The sequence below is a fragment of the Acidimicrobiales bacterium genome, from assembly GCA_035533095.1.
Classification (GTDB): Bacteria; Actinomycetota; Acidimicrobiia; order Acidimicrobiales; family Palsa-688; genus DATLUM01.
Window position 1 is genome coordinate 1 of sequence record DATLUM010000135.1, and the last position, 4,177, is coordinate 4,177.

The 4,177-nt window shown below is 67.6% G+C and carries 4 protein-coding genes; 2 read left to right on the plus strand and 2 right to left on the minus strand.

Going from position 1 to position 4,177, the window contains the following annotated elements; genetic code table 11:
• A partial coding sequence (locus tag VNF71_15455; GenBank protein HVA75951.1) for a hypothetical protein occupies nucleotides 1-314 on the plus strand: 314 nt, incomplete at its 5' end.
• A 193-nt stretch (nucleotides 315-507) separates the two neighbouring features.
• A complete protein-coding gene (recA, locus tag VNF71_15460; protein HVA75952.1) occupies nucleotides 508-1,620 on the plus strand; it encodes a recombinase RecA in 1,113 nt (370 codons plus the stop codon).
• Between the two features lie 194 nt (nucleotides 1,621-1,814).
• Here the strand turns inward: recA and VNF71_15465 are convergent, their stop codons facing one another.
• Together VNF71_15465 and VNF71_15470 are read right to left on the minus strand one after the other, a co-directional pair.
• Entirely contained in the window at nucleotides 1,815-3,401 is a 1,587-nt protein-coding gene (locus tag VNF71_15465) for an IS1182 family transposase (protein HVA75953.1), read from the minus strand.
• A 54-nt stretch (nucleotides 3,402-3,455) separates the two neighbouring features.
• Nucleotides 3,456-3,614: a hypothetical protein gene (locus tag VNF71_15470; protein ID HVA75954.1), complete on the minus strand. Its 159-nt coding sequence runs from the start codon at nucleotides 3,612-3,614 to the stop codon at nucleotides 3,456-3,458.
• Between the last annotated feature and the right edge of the window lie 563 nt (nucleotides 3,615-4,177).

Genomic DNA, 4,177 nt, shown 5'->3' on the forward strand with positions numbered 1-4,177 from the left:
TCGCCGGGCTCAAGGATTTGCTCGCGATGAAGCTGAAGGTCGTCGGCGACCGTGGCGAGATGCGCGACTACTACGACCTGAAGCTCATCGAGGAACGGGGCAGCCTGACAATCGAGGACGGCATCGCATTCTTCCTCGCGCGCTACGACGTCAGCCCCCAGGGCGACAGTCTCCAGCACATAGTTCGAGCGCTTGGATACCTCGATGACGTCGAAGCCGACGACGCTCTCCCAATCAGCAAGGCCGGACTTGCCGATTGGTGGCGCGAGCGTCAAGTTCGCCTCATACGCCACCTCGCTCGCAATCCCCTCTGATTCGCCGCGAGCCGAGCTCGCGGGCTCCTTGGACGCCGCGCTCTCACTCTCACGCGCGGGCGACTGGCGTAGCCGATTGCGCACCCGACCTCCTATCCACGAGAATCGGGTGCGAACGCCCGTTCGCGTTCCATCCGAAGCGCGCCCTATCGTCGGCATCCCAATTCAGCGCGACAGGAGCTCGAGGATGACCGTGACGGAAGACGACAAGGCCGCAAAGGCCCGCGTGGCGGCGCTGCAGGGTGCGCTGACGCAGATCGAGCGGGAGTTCGGCAAGGGCTCGGTCATGCGCATGGGGGACCCCGGCGCGCAGGTACGCTGCTCCGCGATCCCGACGGGGGCGCTGTCGCTCGACCTCGCGCTGGGGATCGGCGGCGTCCCGCGCGGACGGATCGTCGAGGTCTTCGGCCCGGAGTCCTCGGGCAAGACGACGCTGATCTACCACGTGCTCGCCGAGGCCCAGAAGCTCGGCGGGACCTGCGCCTTCATCGACGCCGAGCACGCGATGGACCCGCTCTACGCCAAGCAGATCGGCGTCAACATCGACGAGCTGCTGGTCTCCCAGCCGGACTTCGGCGAGCAGGCGCTCGAGATCGCCGACATGCTGGTGCGGTCGGGCGCGGTCGACGTGGTCGCGATCGACTCGGTCGCCGCGCTGACGCCGCGCGCCGAGCTCGAGGGGCAGATGGGCGACACGACCGTCGGTCTGCAGGCGCGCATGATGTCGCAGGCGATGCGCAAGCTCGCGGGCAACCTCAACCGCACGCAGACGCTCTGCATCCTCACGAACCAGATCCGCGAGAAGATCGGCGTCATGTTCGGTTCGCCGGAGACGCAGCCCGGCGGGCGCGCGCTGAAGTTCTACGCGTCCCAGCGCCTGGACATCCGCCGCATCGAGACGCTCAAGGACGGCAACGAGGCGGTCGGCAACCGCGTCCGCGTCAAGGTCGTCAAGAACAAGGTCGCGGCGCCGTTCAAGCAGGCTGAGTTCGACATCGAGTTCGGCAAGGGCATCTCAACCGCCGGCTGCCTGATCGACCTTGGGATCGAGCACAACGTCGTGACCAAGTCGGGCTCGTTCTTCTCCTACGGCGACGAGCGCCTCGGGCAGGGGCGCAGCAACGCCAAGCTCTACCTCGAGCAGCACCCCGAGGTGGCGAAGGAGATCGAACAGCGGATCTACGCCGCAATCGGCATCGATAGCTCGCTCGCCGTGCCGGCTGAGGACCTCGCCGACGACGGCGAGGCGATCGACTTCGAGCGCGAGGCCGCGGCGATCAAGATCGTGGACGAGCGAGCCGCCTAGATGGCTGGTGTCGAACGGGGTGTTGTGAGCGCCGGTCGGGCCGGGATGGCGGCGCGGGCTGAGGGTGCGGGCTGAGGGTTTGTGTGTGCCGGGTTGCTGGCACCTTCGGGTAGCGGGCATTGCGAGGGTTTCGGGGCGGCTCGGGGGTGCTGGGATCGGCCTTGCGGGGTCTTCGGGCGCCCGGTCCGGGGCGCTCAGCTGGCGCTGAGCGCCCAGCTGCCGGGTTGTCGGTCGAGTCCGAGGACGGCGAGGCGGGCGAGGTTCACGGCGGCAGCAAGGAGCTGAAAGTCGGCGGCGACCTTCGTGGCGCCGCGGACGCGGGCGCGTCTGCCGCCGTGCTTGCGGCGCATCAGGTGGCTGATCTTGCGCTCGACCTTCGGGCGGGTCTGGGTGTAGTCGGTCTTCCAGTCCGGATCGGTTTGTCGGGCTCGGGCACTGGCGAGTTGCCGCTCGTGCTGGCCCAGGTGGATCGTGCGCCCCTTCCGACTGGCAGTGCACTTGACGGCGAGCGGACAGCCGGTGCACAGCCTGGCGAACCTGGCGATCTGCCCGCTCTTCAACGGCCGCAAGACGACGGTGTGGCCGGCCGGGCAGGTGACCGTCCCGGCGTCCAGGTCGATCCCGAACTCGCTCTTGGGGAACCGGCCGCCCGGAGCGCGCGGAGGCTGAGTCTTGCACCTGGCGATCACCCCGGTCTGCTCGAAGCTGTCAAGCAGCGCACCCGTCCCGTATGCGCTATCACCATAAACCGTGAGCGGCTCCTGATCGGCCAGTTCCTCAGCGGTCTCGGCGAGGGGGAGGTCCCCAGCGAGCAGAGCATCGGCCGCGCCAGCGTCAGCGGTGTTCCCCGCGGTCACGCCGGTCGCGACGATCACCTCCGAGTCCGGGTCGATCGCGACATGCCCCTTATAGCCGTCAAAGCCGCGCGCCGCGGTCTTGTGCCCATGCCGGGCGTCCGGGTCAACAGTCGAGATCACACGATCCTTCGCGACCTTCCTGGCGATCCGAAACCGGCCGTCCTCACCGCTCTCGAGATCCTGGCCGACAACGGTCGCCAAAAGCTCGCCCGCCTTCTGAAGCGCCGGCTCAAGCGCCCGGCCATCCAGCACCGCGAGCACCGCCCGAGCATCACGCGCCAACGCGTCGATCAGATCTTCACGCGCCACCCGGTCTTCCCAGTCACACACCGGCTTCCCCGCAGACCGGTAGTCGTCGTCGCGCGCGAGAACCGCCCGCAGCTCGCGCTCCTCCCCCGATACGCACGCGGCCAGCACGCCGCGGATCGCTGAGCGGATCAACGTCACCGTGTCCATCGTCGCGACGGCATCGAACAACGCTGTGGAATCCAGCACCCGGCGACGACCCACAAGCCCCGCCTCCCGGGCCGCCGCGAGCGTCACCTCGAACACCCGGTCCGGCCGCTCCGACGCAGCAAGCCGGGCGCGCATGTCAACCAGCACCGTGTGCACGAACCCCGGATAGTCGAAATCAAGACCGCCCGCGGCGTACTTCCAGCGCAAGTCATACGCGAACCGGTCAACCGCTTCGCGGTCCGAGCAGCCCTCCAACCGCTGCAACACCATCACCACCGCCACGATCATCGGCGGCACCGACCGCCTGCCCACATCCGTGAACAGATCAGCGAACATCTCGTCCGGGAACAACGCGAAACACTGCCGGTGCAACAGGCCATAGATCGAATCCGCCGGCACCCGCGACTCGCAGAAGCTCGTCGTCGTCGCAAACAGATCCGACTGGCGAGGAGATAGTCCAAGGCTCATACCCTCAAGTATTACTTGAGAGTCAGACGGAACCACCCGAAAAACACCAACCTCCTAGCGGTTCGGCGCCGCTCGATAGGTCCCGTATTGCACCCTCTCGACGACGCCGTTCGACTCCTTCGAAGCTGTCGTGAGGAAGCTGCAGCCCGTGCTGTAGGAGACCCGCAGTCCGAGGCGCTCCTCGACCCGCGCATGGACCTCTCGGACCCGCATGGGCCGTGCAGCACCCGTTAGTACGCCTAGGACTGCCGCCTGGATCGCTCCCCACCGCAACCCCGGAGGGGCCGGCCGCCCCGCAGCCGGCGGCGGGTACGCGGCCGCACCCTCAACGGCGTTGACGGATCGATCCAACTCGCTGCGGTCCAGCAGTCCCAGCAGAGCCTTAATTTAAGAGGCGCCGAGGGGTTTGAGTAGTGTCCACTCAGGCGCATTGGAGTGCGTGCCAGGACCCCGGCTCCCTTGATGGATGCCGGGGTTGCGCATTCCCCCTGGACGGACCGGCTTCGCGCCGACGGGCCGCCCCTTGTCCCCTTGGCTCCCGTACTCGCATGGAGACGAACGCGACCAGCGCATCCGACCGTGCGCTGCCGGCTCGCCGCGGGCCGGGCCGGCGGTCCGGCCCTTGGCGCGGTGGGCGGTTGGGTCTTGAAGTTCGGTGTGGGCGTCCTATATGAGGACGCGTGGCAACCTGGGGACGAAGGAGCCGAACAGACAAGCGACAGTTGTAATCCGGTCGAAAGAGCGAGATCCGTACAAGAGCCAGGACGGCTGTCCTG